Annotated in this window: 13 protein-coding genes; 1 reads left to right on the forward strand and 12 read right to left on the reverse strand. The window is 63.6% G+C overall.

The genetic code is table 11. The features are described from left to right. Positions 1 to 14 precede the first annotated feature (14 nt). Positions 15 to 506, reverse strand: a complete 492-nt coding sequence (locus tag IM737_RS08065) for a YciE/YciF ferroxidase family protein (RefSeq protein ID WP_236899406.1) — start codon at positions 504 to 506, stop codon at positions 15 to 17. 69 nt (positions 507 to 575) lie between these two features. Between IM737_RS08065 and IM737_RS08070 the strand changes: the two genes are divergently transcribed. After that, complete coding sequence (locus tag IM737_RS08070; RefSeq protein WP_236899407.1) at positions 576 to 1,298, forward strand: class I SAM-dependent methyltransferase; 723 nt, start codon at positions 576 to 578, stop codon at positions 1,296 to 1,298. Between the two features lie 146 nt (positions 1,299 to 1,444). Here the strand turns inward: IM737_RS08070 and IM737_RS08075 are convergent, their stop codons facing one another. The 11 genes from IM737_RS08075 to IM737_RS08125 all read right to left on the reverse strand — a co-directional run bounded on the left by IM737_RS08075 (position 1,445) and on the right by IM737_RS08125 (position 16,386). Then, a complete protein-coding gene (locus tag IM737_RS08075) occupies positions 1,445 to 2,080 on the reverse strand; it encodes a ThuA domain-containing protein (protein WP_236899408.1) in 636 nt (211 codons plus the stop codon). Beyond that, positions 2,077 to 3,708 (reverse strand): acyltransferase, encoded by a 1,632-nt coding sequence (locus IM737_RS08080; RefSeq protein ID WP_236899409.1) that lies wholly within the window; start codon positions 3,706 to 3,708, stop codon positions 2,077 to 2,079. Before IM737_RS08080 ends, IM737_RS08075 begins: the two co-directional genes overlap by 4 nt. A gap of 189 nt (positions 3,709 to 3,897) precedes the next feature. Next, positions 3,898 to 4,908: a hydroxyacid dehydrogenase gene (locus tag IM737_RS08085; protein WP_236899410.1), complete on the reverse strand. Its 1,011-nt coding sequence runs from the start codon at positions 4,906 to 4,908 to the stop codon at positions 3,898 to 3,900. Beyond that, positions 4,905 to 6,758: a DUF2264 domain-containing protein gene (locus IM737_RS08090; protein ID WP_236899411.1), complete on the reverse strand. Its 1,854-nt coding sequence runs from the start codon at positions 6,756 to 6,758 to the stop codon at positions 4,905 to 4,907. The genes IM737_RS08085 and IM737_RS08090 overlap by 4 nt, the downstream gene beginning before the upstream one ends. Beyond that, the gene (locus tag IM737_RS08095) at positions 6,755 to 7,789 is read right to left on the reverse strand and encodes an ABC transporter ATP-binding protein (RefSeq protein ID WP_236899412.1); all 1,035 of its coding nucleotides are present in this window, start codon (positions 7,787 to 7,789) and stop codon (positions 6,755 to 6,757) included. Before IM737_RS08095 ends, IM737_RS08090 begins: the two co-directional genes overlap by 4 nt. Continuing rightward, on the reverse strand, positions 7,786 to 8,805 hold the full coding sequence (locus IM737_RS08100; RefSeq protein WP_236899413.1) for an ABC transporter ATP-binding protein: 1,020 nt from the start codon (positions 8,803 to 8,805) through the stop codon (positions 7,786 to 7,788). Before IM737_RS08100 ends, IM737_RS08095 begins: the two co-directional genes overlap by 4 nt. A 249-nt stretch (positions 8,806 to 9,054) precedes the next feature. Then, positions 9,055 to 10,191, reverse strand: coding sequence for an ABC transporter permease (locus IM737_RS08105; RefSeq protein WP_236899414.1), 1,137 nt, complete (start codon positions 10,189 to 10,191; stop codon positions 9,055 to 9,057). Further along, the gene (locus tag IM737_RS08110) at positions 10,191 to 11,180 is read right to left on the reverse strand and encodes an ABC transporter permease (RefSeq protein WP_236899415.1); all 990 of its coding nucleotides are present in this window, start codon (positions 11,178 to 11,180) and stop codon (positions 10,191 to 10,193) included. Before IM737_RS08110 ends, IM737_RS08105 begins: the two co-directional genes overlap by 1 nt. Before the next feature lie 81 nt (positions 11,181 to 11,261). Next, positions 11,262 to 13,169 (reverse strand): ABC transporter substrate-binding protein, encoded by a 1,908-nt coding sequence (locus tag IM737_RS08115; RefSeq protein WP_236899416.1) that lies wholly within the window; start codon positions 13,167 to 13,169, stop codon positions 11,262 to 11,264. Between the two features lie 108 nt (positions 13,170 to 13,277). Beyond that, on the reverse strand, positions 13,278 to 15,101 hold the full coding sequence (locus tag IM737_RS08120) for a heparinase II/III domain-containing protein (protein ID WP_236899417.1): 1,824 nt from the start codon (positions 15,099 to 15,101) through the stop codon (positions 13,278 to 13,280). Positions 15,102 to 15,363: 262 nt separating this feature from the next. Further along, entirely contained in the window at positions 15,364 to 16,386 is a 1,023-nt protein-coding gene (locus IM737_RS08125; RefSeq protein ID WP_236899418.1) for a LacI family DNA-binding transcriptional regulator, read from the reverse strand. Between the last annotated feature and the right edge of the window lie 35 nt (positions 16,387 to 16,421).

Raw genomic sequence — 16,421 nt, forward strand, 5'->3', positions numbered from 1 at the left:
CGCCCGCGGCGGTCTTACGCCGCCTTCTGGTTTACGTTGGCCGTCGCCACCTGGCTCAGCTTTTTGTCGGTCGCCACTTCTTCCTGCAGCGTCGCATCGAGCAGCGCGGCAATGTCCTTGTGACCAAGCTGAGTCGCCCAAGTCTTGAGCGTACCGTAGCGGGCGATTTCGTAGTGCTCAACGGCCTGCGCTGCCGACACCAGCCCGGCATCGAGCGCCACAGTGCCCTTGAATTCCTCGATGATCGATTTGCCTTCCTCGATGATCCCGAGGATGGCGTCGCAAGTCTTTCCGCGAGCCGGCTTGCCCAGCAGCTCGAAAATCTGCTCCAGGCGCTCGACATGGCCCTCGGTTTCCTCGAGGTGCTGCTCGAAGCCCGCCTTCAGTTCCGGCGAGGTCGCCGCCTTGGCCATCTTCGGCAGGGTCTTCACGATCTGCCGCTCGGCATAGTAGATGTCCTTGAGCGTATCGAGAAACAGGTCGTCCAAGGTCTTTTCGGTAGCCATTTGTCATCTCCGGTGATTGGGTTCGACGCTGCCCCAAGAACGACTTCCCTCGTCCAAGGTTCCGCCGATATGACCGCCCCGCTCTACCCCACCGATTTCTACCAGAACCGCCGCGCCCACACCGCCCACGCCGCCCGTCGCATCCTCGGCACACTGCCATCTGGCCTGCCCCGCGCCAGCGTCGCCGATATCGGCTGCGGCACCGGCACCTGGCTCGCTGCAGCACTCGAACTGGGTGCTAGGACCGCCTTCGGAATCGAGGGAGATTGGGTGAAGCCTGGTATGCTCGACGATGCCAGGATCGTCTTCGCCCCGCAGGATCTCGAAGAGCGCTTCACCGGCCCCCGCGTCGACCTCGCCATCTCGCTGGAAGTCGGCGAGCATCTATCCTCGGCCCGCGCCGAGAGTTTCGTTGCCGACCTGGTCGCCCTGGCGCCAGCCATCCTGTTCAGCGCCGCCATCCCCGGCCAGGGCGGCGTCGCCCATATCAATGAGCAATGGCACTCCTGGTGGGCACGGCTCTTCGCCGTCCACGGTTACTCCGCACATGATGTGATCCGCCCCGCCATCTGGACTGACGAGGCGATCCCCGCCTGGTACCGGCAGAATGCGGTGATGTATCTTGATGAAGCGACGCGCACCGGGCTGGGGCTGACGCCGTCCGATCCGGCGCTGTTGGACAAGGTTCATCCCAGCTTCTGGGCGAGGGCCAATCGCGAGCTGGCGTATGCGAATGCACTGCCGGAGTCGGAGGTGCTGCGGCGTCAGGCGGAGGCGGCGCAGCAGCAGTAAGTAAGGAAGGATACCCCCACACCTAACCTCCCCCTGAAAATGGGGAGGGACCGGCCGGTGGATGGGGTTCGATCTCGGCAAGCCCCGATATGTCCCTCCCCCTTTTTCAGGGGGAGGTTAGGTGGGGGTACCTCTTCGCAAAGACTCTACCGCGCCGCCCAAACCAGCCCGCGCCGCAATATCTCCCGCACCGGCCCGCCCGCTAGCTCATCCGCCGTATGCCCCAGCGACGAGTAAAACACCCGCCCCTGGTCATGCATGGTCGTGAACACCACCGGCATCACCACATCCTTGCGCCAGGGATGAAACTCACCGGAAAACCGCGTCGTCGCCAGCACCTCAACCGCCGGATCGTAGTTGAGGTAGTACTGCTCGCTCGTATGCTCGAAGCTCTCGATACCCTCAAGCAGCGGGTTGTCGCCCACGTCCACCCGGTAGGTGATGATGTTTCCCGGATGCTGCACCCAGTAAACACCGGCCATATACCGGAAGGGCACGCTGGCGCGGAAGGTCGTCGCCAGCCCCATGTGATAACCCGCCAGCCCCGTCCCCGCCCGTACGGCCGCAACGAGGTTGTTCATCTTCTCCGGCGCCAGCGTGCCATCGGTGATCACAGGCACGACCAGATCATTGCTGCCGACATCTTCGGCGCCCAGTGCGTCATAGTCCGGCGTCACGGTGACGGCGAAGCCTTCCGCCTCCAGCAGCTCGCGCACCACATGGGCGCCCCGCTCCGGCGTATGCAGCTCCATCCCGCCCCAGACAACGAGGGCTTTCTTCATAGTCCCAGCCCCACTGCCTTGGTCCGATGCACACCCTTGGGCACGAACACGAATTCGTCCGCAATCCCCAGCAGCTCCGCCGCCAGATGCACCACCGATAACCACATCTCGGTCCCCTGCAGGCTCGCATCCTGCCCATCGGCAAAGGCAAAGCCCTGTCCGCCCACCCATCGCTCCTCGGCCCGCACAATCACCGCCCGCGCAATGGCTTCCGCCTCCGCACGGCGATAGTCGGTCTGCCGCAGGCACAGCAGCAGTGGATGGATAGTGTCGAGCAGGTTGCAGGCCGTGTAGGTCCGCCCAGAGAACCCGCCATAATTGCGATAGTTCAGCAGCACCGAGTCGATCGCCCGCTCGGCATTGGGTACCGGCAGGCCGAACTGGGCATAGGTCCCGCGCGTCAGCCGGTAGAAGCCGTTGACCGGCTGCAGCAGCCCCTCGTCGGCTGTTGTCGAGCCCCACAAACCGGTCGCCCGGTCCTGCTTCAGCGCCAGCCAGCCGAATAGGGTCTCGCGCGTCCGTCCGGTCGAGAAATACCGCGCATTGTAGTAGAGCGCCGTGCCGATCGCATCGACCGCCGCGCCCGCGCCCCAGGCCCGCTCGCGCCACGTGAGCTCCTCGAGCCATGCACACAGCGCCGGCGCGTCGAGCTCGACCGCCGATACCGGGTACAGCGGCTTGCCGCCCAGCACCTCGATGGCATAGCCCACCGAGAGCACGTTGTAGAGCGCCAGCCCCTCGTCCCGCATCGCCTGGCCCGCTGCCGGTGGTCGGTGCGGATCGGGGAATAGGCCCGTGACCGGGTCCTGCATGGCCTGCAACTCCGCCAGCGTCGCCGCGACATCGAGCCCCTCGGGCACGCCGCCGAAACCCGCCGCGATCTCGATGGCATCATTGCGATGCCGCGCACTGGGCCGCGCTGTGCCGTCAGCCTCGCGCGATACATACTCGCCGTCCTCGCGATAGCGCGCCAGCACCTCGGGCCACTGCGCCGCCGCCGCACCGCCCAGCCGACCCAGCGCGCCAACCGCATCGCGCTTGCCCGATTGCCCGCGATAGCGCACCACCTTGGCCGGCACGCCACCGACAATGGCCAACGGCGGCACGTCCCTGCTGACGACAGCACCGGCCGCAACCACTGCGCCCCTGCCCACCGTCACGCCATCAAGCACCACGGCATTGGCGCCGATCCACACATCGTCCTCGATGGTGATGCCCAGCGTCTCATGCTTCTGTTTGTGGATCGGCTGTGTGGGATCGTCGAAGCCATGGTTGAACCCGACGATCGACACATGGCTGGCAATCCGCACGCCATCGCCACAACGCACCTTGCCCGAAATCATCGCATAGGGATTGACCGTGGTATGCGCGCCAAACTCCACGTCGCCCCGCACCAGCGCATGACCCGCGATCCAGCTGTGTTCACCCAGAACCAGATGCGTCGTGAAGATCGCCGCCTCCGCCGCGACAAAGGCCGTCGGCGCGAAACTGGCTCCCGCCACGCCCGCCAGATGCGCCTGCCGCGCCCGGTGGTCAGGGGAGTCGATGTCTGCTTGCGTACGATCCCAAGTCAAGAACTGCAGGCGGGCTTCGTGGTCGATCTGTTCTGGAGTGCGATAGCTGTCCATTAAACTCTCTCCAGGCAAATGGCTTTGGACGGCACGATATCTCAGTCGTCACCCTCCCCCTCTGTGGGGAGGGATCAAGGGTGGGGGGTGGCTCCAATATCAGGGCTCTCGCACCCCCTCCCACCCTCCCCCATCAAGGGGGAGGTGCCGCGTTGTGGTTGGGCACCATCGTGCCAAATACCAAACAGGCTAAGCCAGCCGCTCCAGCAGCGCCGGTTCCACCGCAAATTCCAGCGGCACGCCCTTCACGAAGCGCTCTACCTCATCCACCGCCATCTGCCCCAGCCGCAACCGCTCCATCCCCACGGCCCCCGCCACATGCGGCGTCAGGAACACATTGGGCAAACTATAGAGCGGCGAATCTGCCGCCGGAATCTCGGGGTCCGTCACATCGATCACCGCATGGATGCGGCCGGTCTGCAATTCGGCAATCAGCGCCGTCTCGTCCACCACTGCGCCGCGCGCGGTGTTGATGAAGGCCGCCCCGTCCTGCATCAGCTTGAGCTGCCGCGAGCCGATCATCGCCTTGGTCGACGGCAGCGACGGTGCATGGATCGACACCACGTCCGACCGCGCCATCAGCGTATCGAGCTCCACCAGTTCTGCCCCTTCGAGCACCGCATCGCCCGGTCGAACGAAGGGATCGCTGAGCAGAACCTTGAAGTCGAAGGCGGCCAGCATCCTGGCCACCTTTCGCCCGATGCGCGAGGCGCCGACCAGGCCCACCGTCCGTTGGTAATTCCCTATTGGCTCGTCCATCAGCGCGTAGCTGCTGCGGCGCGCCGGATCGGCCCGATAGCGGTCGCGCAGCTCGAACACGCGCTTGTTGGCGAAAATGATCGCCGCCAGCGTGAACTCGGCCACCGGCACAGCATTGGCATCGGCCGCATGCGTCACCACGATCCCGGCGGCATAAACCGCCGGATCGAGCGTATATTTTACCGTCCCCGCCGCATGGGCGATGAGCTTGAGATTAGGCGCCGCGCGCACCACCTCCGCCGTCACCATGGGGCAACCCCAGCCGGTGACGAGAATATCGATCTGCCCCAGCACGGCCCGCGCGGCCGGACTGGTGAATTCCCCCAGCGGCTCGGTCTGCACGATGTCGCAAATGTCAGCCAGCCGCGCCAGCGCTTCGGCGTCAAAGACATATTTCGTGCGATCCGCCGCAAGGGCGAAGGCGAGTTTGGGACGCATCAAAACCGCTCCGGCACCAGGATGGCGCTGACATCAATGCCCTCGCGGGCGAACAGGGCTTCCAGAGCCGCAATATCGGGGGCGTGCGGCGGATTGGCCAGGGCAGCCTCAGCCTCCGCACCTGCTGGCAAAGCCATTGCGGCCGTCACCAGCACACTCGTGCCGGCAGGCACATCGCCCCGCAATTGCGGCACGATGGTCTTGGAGACAATGAGGTTGGAATTAGGATAGGCGCGGAACGCCCGCCCCTCGCGCTTGCCACCAAGATCGATGATCGCGCTTATATCGGTCGGGCTCTTGGCCACGCCGCGGCCCGGCTCGTCGATATAGGCGTCGGCGTTAAGGTCGGCGCGCGCGATGGCAAACCCACCCTCGGTCGCATGCAGCGCGCGCGGCGTGGTGATCCGATGCACCCGGATATGCCAGAGATTGGCCGGGATCAACCAGGTCTCGGCCTCGACATCGCTCCACGGTTTCCACCTGGCGAACAGCGTGTTCTCGGCAATCTGCGCGACCTCGTTGGTTTCGCGCACACGATAGTGCCGCCCATCATCCGAGAAGGCCAGTGCACCGTCGAAAGTGCCGCCATTGTAGTTGCGCTCGTCCACTTCCACCGAAAAACCGTAACGGCTGGAATAGACGAATTTGGCGTATTTCTCGGTGCCGTGCCGCATCTGCCAGTTCTGTTGGCCGCTCGACAATGCCACCACATTGCCTGGCGTATGCTGCATCACCATGCCGGGCTGCTTCAGCGGAATGGGCTTCTTGCTGGTGACGGCCGGCGTCTCTTCCGCCGTCCAGAATGGGTGATCGGCCGGCAGCGCCAGCGGCAGGAAGGCCTTGAGCGCCCAATAGGGCGAGCCGGCCGAGTTGTAGCTCTCGGACATGAACAGGTTCGGATAGCCGTAGCCGATCGACAAAATCCCATCGCGATTGGCGATCGGCTTGTCGGCCCACCAGCGGAGGTGGCGCATGAACTGGCCCTTGATTTCGCCCCAGGGCAAAGCCTCAAGGTCGGCGAAGGCCAGTGCGCCCCAAAAGCCGCCACAGGCGAACCGATAGGTGAGGCTCCGCCCGAAGGCGAGCGTGCCGCCATCTTCGTCGAACCAATGGCGGATATCCTTGGCGAACAGCGTCGCCCGCTCTTTGTAGGCGGCCACGCGCTTGTCATCGCCACGCGCCAGCTTGGCGTAGATCAGGCCGTAGAAGTGCATGGCGAAAGGAATGTAGTGGTCGATCCGTCGGACATTGCCGTCGCGATACCAGCCATCGCCGAGATAGAAGCCGTCGAGTTCCTCGAGATATTTCTCGGTCAATGACCGGTCGAACTCGACGCCGCACTCCCCCAGCCCCAGATCGACCAGGATGCGGAAGAACTTCCAGTTGTTGTCGGCATAGTCGAACTTGCGAGCATGCTTGAGATAGGCGGCAAGATTGTCCTTGGCCCGCTGCGGCAGCGGCTCCCAGACATGCTGTGGCACCATCCGCATGGTGAAGCCGATGGCCGCCAGTTCCACCATGCGCTGGTCGGTCGAATTGACCGTGCCCCAATATTCCGGATGCTCCGGATCGGTGCCATTGGCCAGCCCGCGGCGATACAGCTCCCAGTGGTCGAACGCGCCGCCACCCGCCGCCAGCGGCGTCAGGCCCCACAACGGCCGGGCAAAGCCCTCGAGGTCAGCCGCCGCTCGGTCAAAATGGGCCCCGGCTGCGTCGAGCCGCACCCGCGCCCCACCTTCCGAGAAGAATGGCAGCACCGGATTGAACAGGTCATGCAGCGCCTTCTCCACGTCGACGCGGGTCTTGAGCGGATTGCCATGCAGCGGATTGGCGGTGACGGGATCGTAAGTCATGCAAATTCCTTCGTCGGCGCATCGTCGTAGGCGCCCTTCAGATCCAGTTTCTCGGCAAAGTGGCAGGCGGCCATCTGGGCCGTGCCGTTGATGGCCCGCAGCTCGGGCCTGTCGGTGCGGCACTTGTCTTCGGCATATTTGCAGCGCGTATGAAACGGGCAGCCGACCGGGCGATTGCCGAGATAGGGGATTTCGCCCCGCACTTCCTTCTTCCGCCCCTTGCGACGCAGCGGATCGGCGATTGGCAGGGCTTCGAGCAGCAGTTCGGTGTAGGGATGGCGCGGCCGCTCGAACAGCATTTCGGTGGGCGCATTTTCCACCACATGGCCAAGATACATAACCACCACACGGTCAGCGATGTAGTTTACCACGCCCAGGTCATGGCTGATGAAGATATAGGTCAGCCCGAACTCGGCCTTGAGGTCTTCGAGCAGGTTCAGCACCTGAGCCTGAATGGACACGTCCAGCGCCGATACCGCCTCGTCGGCAATCACCAGCTTGGGGTCCAGCACCAGCGCCCGGGCAATGCCGATGCGCTGCCGCTGCCCACCCGAAAACGCATGCGGATACCGCCCCACCGCTTCAGCCGGTATGCCGACCTTTTCCAGCGTCGAAATCACCCGCTCTTCCAGTTCCTTGCCCTTGCATATCCGGTGGATACGCAGTGGCTCGGCGACGATGTCGAAGACCCGCATATTGGGGTTCAGCGAACTCATCGGATCCTGGAAGATCATGCGGATATCCTGCCGCCACGGCTTGATCTCGCGCTTGCTGAGTGCCGTCAGTTCCACGTCGCCGCCGGCCTTGGGATGATAGGTCACCCTGCCCTCGCTGACCGGCTGCGCCTGGATGATGCAGCGCCCCAAAGTGGTCTTGCCGCAGCCGCTTTCACCCACGATAGCCAGCGTCTCGCCGGCTTCCACCGTCAGGTTGATGTCGGTCAGCGCATCGAGCCGCCGCTCGGCTCCGAACCAGCCGCCAGACAGAACGTAATGCTTGGAGAGGTGCTCCACACTCAGCAGCGTGCTCATGCCACCGCCTCCACTGGCTGGCGCGTCAGCAGGTGACAGCGCGCATAATGCCCATTGCCGACATCGGTCCGCTCCGGCCGCACCGTTGCGCAGGGCTCGAAAGCATGGGGACAACGGCTGGTGAAGGCGCAGCCCACCGGCCTGTCCTTCGGTGCCGGCACGGTGCCCTTGATCGGCGACAGCCGCACCCGGTCGGCCTTGCGCGCCATCTTCGGGATCGAGCTCATCAGCGCCTGCGTATAGGGGTGGCTGGGCCGGGCGAACACGTCGAACACACTGCCCTGCTCCACCACATCGCCCAGATACATCACCGCCACCTCGTCGGCGATTTCGGCCACCACGCCCAGGTCATGGGTGATGAACAGCATGGCCATGCCAAAATCTGCCTGCAATTGCCGCAGCAGATCGAGAATCTGCGCCTGCGTCGTCACATCCAGCGCCGTGGTCGGTTCATCGGCAATCAGCAATTGCGGCGTGCAGGCCAAAGCCATGGCGATCATCGCGCGCTGCCGCAACCCGCCCGAAAGCTGGAACGGATAGGCATCCGCCCGCTCCCGCGCGCCCGGTATTCCGACCTGGTCGAGCAGCGCCACCGTCCGCTCGCGGGCCTGCTTAGGCTTCAGTCCCTCATGCAAAATCATCATCTCGTCGATCTGGTCGCCGATCGTATGCACCGGCGACAGCGAGCTCATCGGCTCCTGGAAGATCATCGAGATCTGGTTGCCCCTGATAGCCCGCAGCGGCAGGCTGTCCTGCCTGAGCTTGGCAATATCGGTCGGCCGCTCGTCTTCGGGCGAAAACACGATCGACCCTGTCCGGATGTCCGCATTCTTGTCGAGCAACCGCAGCACGGCGCGCGCCGTCACCGATTTGCCGCAGCCGCTCTCGCCGACCAGCGCCAGGGTGTTGCCCGGCGTCAGCGTCAGGTCGACCTGCCGCACCGCCTCGATATCGGCCTCGTCTGGCGACGAGAACACGATGGACATGTCGGAAATGGTCAGGATGGGTTTGGTCATGCGGCAACTCCTGCGCCGTTGGAAGCACCGCGCCCCCCCTTCCGAGCGCCGCTAGGCGCTGCGCGCCAAGCTTTGCTTGCCCTCCCCACGAGGGGGAGGGTGAACCTTGTGGACGTGGCAGGATATTGCGAGCGAGTGGAGATCACCTCCCCCCTTGTGGGGGAGGCAAGCAAAGCTTGGCGCACAGCGCCTAGCGGCGCTCGGAGGGGGGTATTCTTCGGCAAGCCAGGTACGAGTGAAAACATCGAACTACCGCCCATGAGGATCAGCCGCATCGCGCAACCCGTCCCCAAAAAAGTTCATCGACAAAATAATGACGATCACGCAGATGCCCGGCGTCAGCAGCCACGGGGCACTCGCCAGCGTGCGGATATTCTGCGCGTCCTGCAGCAGCGTGCCCCAGCTGACGATCGGGGCCTGCAAGCCCAGCCCGAGGAACGACAGAGCCGTTTCCGCCAGGATCATCCCCGGTATCGCCAGCGTCGCCGCCGCGATGATGTGGCTCATGAAGCTGGGCACCATGTGCCGCGTGATGATGCGCCAGTCGCTCGCCCCATCGAGCTGCGCCGCCGTGACGAAGTCCTCGGTCCTGAGGCTCAGGAACCGCCCGCGCACCACGCGTGCCAGCTCGGTCCAGCCGATCAGGCTGAGGATCAGCGTGATGGCGAAATAGGTCTGTAGCGCCGACCAGTCCTTCGGCATCGCCGCCGCCAGACCCAGCCACAGCGGAATGGTTGGCATTGAGCGGATGAACTCGACCACCCGCATCACCGCAGAGTCGAACCAGCCGCCATAATAGCCCGCGAACCCGCCGATGATGATGCCGAAGAACAGGCTCAGCGTGACGCCCGCGAGGCCGATGCTGAGCGAAATGCGCGTGCCGTGGATCAGCCGGCTCAACAGGTCGCGACCCAGTCGGTCGGCGCCGAGGATGTAGAATGGGTCGCGCGGGTTCTCGACGCCCATCAGCTTGATCGACATCGGGATGATGCCGGCCAGCTTGTAGGGCTCGCTCTCGGCAAAGAAGGTCACCGGCAGCCGCACTGTCTCGTCGATCACGAAGGTACGCCGCAAAGCCACCGGATCGATCTCGGTCTTATAGCCGTAGACGAACGGCCCCACATGCCATGAACCATCTTCCTCTTGGGCGAAGAAATGCAGGCCCTGCGGCGGCGCGTAAGTATAGCGGGCGCTGTAATGGGATGGATCGACCGGCGCGATGAATTCAGCCAGCAGCGCCACCAGATAGAACAGCCCGACGATCCACAGGCTGACCAGCGCCAGCCGATGCCGCTTGAAGCGGCGCCACATCAGGCCAAACTGGCTCTCGCGCGAGCGCTTGGCGGGCATGGTGGACAGGGGAACATGCATGGTCTCGGTCGCCATCACTTGCTCCCGTAGCGGATGCGCGGATCGATCAGCGCGAGGAGAATGTCCGAGATCAGTGTGCCGATGACCGTCAACACGCTCAGCAGCAGGATGATCGCGCCGGCCAGATACATGTCCTGCGTGGTCAGCGAGCGCAGCAGCATCGGTCCGGCCGTCGGCAGGTTCATCACCACCGAGACGATGACCGAACCCGAGACCAGCGCCGGCAGCAGCCAGCCGATGGTCGAAACCAGCGGATTGAGCGCCAGCCGCACGGGATACTTCAGCACGACCTTCCATTCCGGCAGGCCCTTGGCCCGGGCAGTAGTGACATAGGGCTTCTTGAGCTCATCGAGCAGGTTGGCACGCAGGATGCGGATCAGCTCCGCCGTGCCCGCCATCGACAGCACCAGGATCGGGGCCCAGGCATGGGTCAGGAAATCCCAGACGCGCGGCAGGCTCCAGCGCGCATTTTCGAATTCGGGCGAGAACAGCCCGCCCAGCGTGGTGCCGAACCAGGTGAAGGCAAGATACATCAGGATCAGCGCGAAGAAGAAATTTGGTACGGCCAGGCCGATAAAGCCGCCGATGGTAGCCAGATAGTCGCCCAGCGAATATTTGCGGACCGCCGCATAGATGCCGATGGGCAGCGCGACGAACCACATCACGATGACCGCCAGGCCCTCGAGCAGGATCGAATAGCCCAGCCGGCCCCAGATCAGCTCCCAGACCGGGCGCTTCCATTCAAAGCTATGGCCGAAATTGCCCTGCACGATGCCCGATATCCACTTGAAGTATTGCACATAGAAGGGCTCGCCCAAGCCATATTGGATGCGCAGGTTTTCGATGACGCGTGGGTCGACCTGATCACCCGTGGCAGACAGGGCCGCGATATAGCTCGTCAGGTAGTCGCCCGGCGGCAGCTGGATGATGGCGAAGGCCACGATGGACACAGCCACCAGCGTCAGCAGCATGGCGATGAAGCGTTGAATGATGAAGCCGACCATAGAGCCTGTCCCTGATGTTAGGGGTCTCTCCGCGGCGGCAAGCACCGCGGAGAGAGGGAGCGGGGTGGGAGGAAATCCCGCTTATTCGAAGTACCAGACCGTGGGGTCCATCGACGCCGGGGTCGGGAACAGCCAGGCGTTGAACATCGATTCCGGCGCGTTCTTGAGATTGTTCCGGATGATCGAATAGGAGTTCGGCATCAGGCTCACCCCGATGACCGGGAACTGCTCCTTGGTGATGGCCAGGATCTGGTTGAACAGCTCGGCACGCGCCTCGGGGGTGCTTGCCGCACGGACCTGGTTGTAGAGGTCCATCTGCTCCTTGGCCCAGTCAACCGGCTCTTCGGCGATTTCAGGACGTGTCCCGTTGAACCACTGTGCCCAGCGATAGGCCCAGACCGATTCATCGCTGAAGGGGAAGTAGTAGCGCGGCTCCTGCAGGGCCTCGATACCACCGTCGCCAGCCCAGACCTGGGCGTCGAACTCACCGGCCGGGCGCTTTTCGTAGAACAGCGTGCGGTCGATATTGTTCAGCTCGATCTCGACACCGGCAGCAGCAAGCTGCAGCTGCATGATTTCGAGCATGTCGATCCATTCCGGACGCAGCGCCGAAATCACGTCGACGGTGATCTTGACCGGATTGCCGTCGCTCGCCAGGTAGATGCCGTCGCCGTTTCGCTCGGTCAGGCCGGCAGCTTCGAAATGCTGCGCAGCAAGATCGGGGTCGAACTCGGTATACTGCTTGGCCAGCTCTTCATCATAGAAGGTGGACTCGGGGCGCGGCGCGACCTGGAAGGGTTCGCCCTGGCCGGTAAACACCACGTCGATGATTTCCTGCCGGTCGATGGCGTGGGAAATACCGATGCGGAAATCCTTGTTCTGGTAGAGCTCGCGCTTGACCGGATCGAGGTGGTTGAGGTTGAGCTGCAGCACCAGCGTATTGGATGCCGACGGGATCACTTCACCCAGGTGATAGTCGCCCGCTTCCTGTCCGTCGAAAAATAGTGGCTTGTTGGTGGTCGTGGCGATGTGGCGTTCCTGGAAGTCGATCTCGCCGTTGAGTGCGGCCAGCGTCAGCTCTTCGACACCACCCTGGCTCACCCGCATATCGAGATTGTCGATATAGGGCAGCTGGTTCCCCTCAACGTCGGTCTTCCAGTAATAGGGATTGCGCGTCCAGGTGACGCGCTGCGCATTAGCCGTCAGCGGCGTCTCGATCACCCAGGCATTAAGCGATGGCAGGTCGGGGTTGGCGTAGCGGATAGTTTCCCAGCCCCAGGCGCAACGGTCCTGCAGATAAAGTGCCCAGCTGGAGAAGCCAGCAGCCTCCGCCTCGGCAGCGGCGTTTTCGTTGTAGGTCGGGTGGAATTGGCTGCAATAGGCCTTCTGCAGCGAGGTGATGTGGATGCCATCGACGCCAGCCAGCGTCTCGATGAACATGCCGTTCGGCTTGCCGAACTTGAAGATGAAATTGTAGTCGTCGATGACCTCGAGCGTCACCGGATTGTTCTTGTTGTCGATCCAGCTGCCGGCGGCATAGTCCGGGTCTTGATACATCTCGACCGCGAAGGCCAGGTCGGCAGTGGTGAACGGCGTACCGTCGGACCACTTCACGCCTTCGCGCAGCTTGAAGGTGAACTCGGTGGCATCGGCGTTGACCTCCCAGCTCTCGGCAAGGTTCGGGACCGCTGTCTTCCACTCATGATCGAAGCGGATCAGGCTGTCATAGGCCACCGTCTTGACGATCAGGCCGTTGTCGCCACCACCATTCAGGCCCATGCGCCAGGTGCCGCCATACTTGCCGACGCTGTCGCCTTCCACCACCATCGGATTGACCGGCAGGCGTTCCGCGACCGGCGGCAGCGCGCCGCTGGTGACCAGTTCGTCGAGCGTCGGCGATTGCTGCTGCGCAAGCGCCGGCCCGGCCGCAGCCATCATGGCCGCCACGGCCACTGCTGCGCTCAAACCGAAGAAATTGTCTTTCCTCATTGTAGTCCTCCCTGTGCCGAAGCGGTTGCCCCGGCGGTTACATCTGGCGTCCGGCTGTTCCTCATTGCCGGTGCCGCGATAGTCCTGCTCAGCGAGCAGCACCCGCGCTCATGCGAGCGGCGAGATTGCGAGCGCGAGGCGTCCTTCCCGGCTGCTTTGCCGGGGGGTGAACACCACGCGAGTTAGGTCGACGGCAGGCTGGTATTGCTTTTCCATCTGCCGGTGCTGGTCGAGCGACACCTCGAGGGTCGCGCCATCGAAGTCGACGCGCACGCCGCCATCGGCGTCGCCGATGACGACGGCATTGGTTTCGGTCGCGACCGCCAGCGGCGTTACCAGCACGGATTGAAACTGCCCGTCGGCTGCCGCAAAGGCGAAGCGATCCTCGACCAACACCCGGCCCGACCCGGCACGATCGAGGGTCACACTCCGTTGCAGCGTCGAAAGGCCTGCCTCTGCTGGGTAGGCGCTGGCCATGTCCAGCTCCAGCAGATCCTGCGATCCATCGTGTGAATGACGCAGCACGCTGGCGGCATGATCGGCGCCTTCCGTCTGCTCGAAGCCGTTGACCACGGGCACCGAATGGCCGCGCGACGAGGCGAAGATGTTGGAATAGCGCTCGGGTCCGAAATAGGCCTTGGAATAGCGGCCGCGACCGGGATCGGTCAGCACCACCTTGCCCTTGCTGACAACGATCAGCGAGCCGACGTCGTTCTGATTGTGCATCTCGTCATTGTGCCCGCCCTTGACCGCCAGCCGCAGCGACTTCGGATCATCAGGGTCGAGACGCGAGATCATCCAGGCCATGTCGGCGAACCAGTCATGCGCTGTGCCGCCGAAGGCCACATTGCGCTCCGGCAGTGGCCACGCGAACTGCCGCAGCGGCCAGACGAACTGGTTGAAGTGATCGACGTTGAAGTCGTTGCGCATCCCGAGTTCGGTCAGCGCGGGCAGGTCCAGCCGCTCGGCCAGATGGGTCAGCAGACCCGGGTGGAAGCTGGGATTGCTGTCGGAATCCGAAAAGCTCGTCCAGACGCCCTGTGTCAGCACGGTGCGCACCGGAAACTGGGCGATATCGCGGATTTGCGCGCCATCAAGCAGGTCGATCTGGCCGCCGGTCCGGGCATGCAGCAGTTGCGCCAGCACTACATAGTTGCCAAAGCCATAGGACCAATAGTCGGGCCCTTCCGACGAGCCACCCTGGCTGTCGAAGGTTTCGAGATAGTCGGCAAGGCTATGCAGCCCGCGCGTGATGATATTGGCCAACCGATCAAGATCGGTTTCGAGATAGCAAGCCGCCCCGACCACGCCGGCGATGCAGACCGCCGTCCAGTTGTTGACCTGCTTGGCCGGCGTCGTATGCAGCCACCAATGGTCGTTGCGCTCGAGGAACGGCAAGATGGTGCGGCGGTCGACCTCACTGCGCAGTCGCGCCCGCAGCGACAGCGATAGCGCATCGCCGATCAGGTAATCCATTTCCGCCAGATCGAGCGCCGTCATCGCCGCCGCCAGGTCGACTGTCGGATGATTGGGCAGGTCGAGCGTTCGGGCATGCGCAGGCCAGGCCCAGTTGGTCTCTTCCAGACGGGCAAAGGCTAGGGTCTCGATGGCATCGACGAATTCGCCCTTGCGCTCCAACCATTCGGCCAGCGTCAGGCGATAGAGCATGTTGCGGCGGGCGCGCTGGGCGTCTTCGTAGCCCTCGCGGCGACCGGTTCGCAGGAATTCGAGATAGAGGCTGGCCGGCAGCGCCGGGATGGGCGCCAGCATATCGGTGCGCGCCCGGCGCAGCAGATCGTCGATGGCCGACTGACCAACCTTGGTCCGGATGGCTTGCGTGCCGGAACCCTCGCCGCGTGGAAACGGCACAAAGTCAGGTGCGCTTTCGAGCACCTGCCTGACGTGCCGAACATTCCATCGCCGAAGTTCCAAAACAGTCCTCCCACGCCAGTCGATCCTGCCGCGTGAAGCGGTCTCTTGATCTTCGCCAGTTCCGGAAAGCTAGTTCACATTTTGCACCAGCGCAAGTATTTCGCGCAAATCACGCAATTTACGCAAATTTGTTCATATTGCATTGGAATGCCAAAGGCGTAGGGGTCGGAAAAGTGCAACTGGTGACGCTCACGCCAGCGGCCCGCTATCACTTTTGACGAAATGGGGCTGTGGATCGAATGATCGCCCACGGAGCGCGATGTCAGCGGGTCGCCATCGTCTGGACGGTGAAAACCGTTTCGCCCGGCACCATGCTCACGCCCACTTCCAGCTGCTGTATCGCGGCCTCGCCATCCATGTGCTGCGCCAGTAGCCGCACCGCACCACGGCCGATCGCCTCGCGATCCACCCTGATCGTGCTGAGCCGCGGCGTCGCCATGCTGGCGATCGGCAGATCGTCGAAGCCGATCATCGAAAAGCTCGGCTGCAGCGGGCTTTCCGGGCCATAGAGCCCCTCCAGCATCTCCACCGCCGCGATATCGTTCCAGCTGAACATCGCCGTCACGTCATGCTTGCCGGCAAGGATATCGGCCAGCAATTCGCCGGTCTTGCGCTCGGCGGTATTGACGATCACCCCCACAGCGCCCGGCGTTGCCGCAATCGCCGCCTCAAAGCCGCGTTGCCGCTGCAAAATCGTCGGCCGATAGCGATGCGTATAGTGCAAAATCCGCCGATGCCCGGCGTCGAGTAGCCGCTGTGTCGCCCGATAGGCGCCATAGAAATTGGCCGGCGAAACCGAGCTGATCCGCATCTGCGGATCGCTGCCATTGACCAGCACCGCCGGGATTTCCTCGGCCGCACACCAGTCCGCCAGCTCATCCCAGGCATCGATACCGGCCAGCAGCACGCCACCCGCATCGGCCTGCGCGATCTGCTTGCGGATCATGTCGAGCGTCACCACTGACTCGTTGACCAGCCGCACATCGAGCACCATGCCGGCCTCCGCCGCCTGTTGCCTGATACCCTCGACAATGCCGAAGTAGAAACCTGACAGCCCGCTGGTCGCACTCCCCAGCGGCACGAGGGCCACCGCGCGCTTATCCCCGCTCACCGCCGCCGTGGTATGCTTGGATTTGTAGCCCAGCGTGCGCGCCATGCGTTGCACGTCACGCCGGACCGCATCGCTGATGCCAATCTCGTTGGCCAGCGCGCGCGACACCGTGCTCACAGATACGCCGAGGCGTTCCGCGATATCAGCCTGGTTCGAACGTCTCTGGATTGCCACGGTTGAGCCCTAGGGTTGCCTATTACGCAATATTT

This window comes from Devosia sp. SL43, assembly GCF_021729885.1.
GTDB lineage: Bacteria > Pseudomonadota > Alphaproteobacteria > Rhizobiales > Devosiaceae > Devosia.